The organism is Collinsella sp. AF31-11, assembly GCF_003475605.1.
Lineage (GTDB): Bacteria > Actinomycetota > Coriobacteriia > Coriobacteriales > Coriobacteriaceae > Collinsella.
The window spans coordinates 1,357-1,814 of the sequence record NZ_QRQS01000032.1 but is presented as its reverse complement, the minus strand read 5'-3'; the positions used below and the strand labels follow the sequence as shown (position 1 = coordinate 1,814).

Below are 458 nucleotides of genomic sequence, written 5' to 3'. Positions count from 1 at the left end.
CCAACTTCGAGCGCCTGCTCGGGGACGGCTCGCGCTACGGCGTGAACCTGTCCTACGCCGAGCAGCCGAGCCCGGACGGCCTCGCGCAGGCCTTCACGATCGGCGAGGACTTCATCGCCGGCGAGCCGTGCGCCCTCGTGCTCGGCGACAACATCTTCTACGGCAACGGCCTGTCGCGCCACCTGACGCGCGCCGTGCAGAACGCCGAGTCGGGCCGCGCCACGGTCTTCGGCTACCACGTGGACGACCCCGAGCGCTTCGGCGTCGTGGAGTTCGACGGGGAGGGCAGGGCCGTCTCCATCGAGGAGAAGCCCGAGCGCCCCAAGAGCTCCTACGCCGTCACCGGCCTGTACTTCTACCCGGGCGACGTGGCCGCCAAGGCGCATGAGGTCGAGCCGTCGGCCCGCGGCGAGCTCGAGATCACCGACCTCAACCGGATGTACCTGGAGGAGGGGACG

At 70.5% G+C, this 458-nt stretch carries 1 protein-coding gene; it reads left to right on the top strand.

The window, feature by feature from the left end; genetic code table 11:
- The coding region (locus DWZ22_RS10575; protein ID WP_255413604.1) for a sugar nucleotidyltransferase at positions 1 to 458 on the top strand (458 nt) is incomplete at both ends.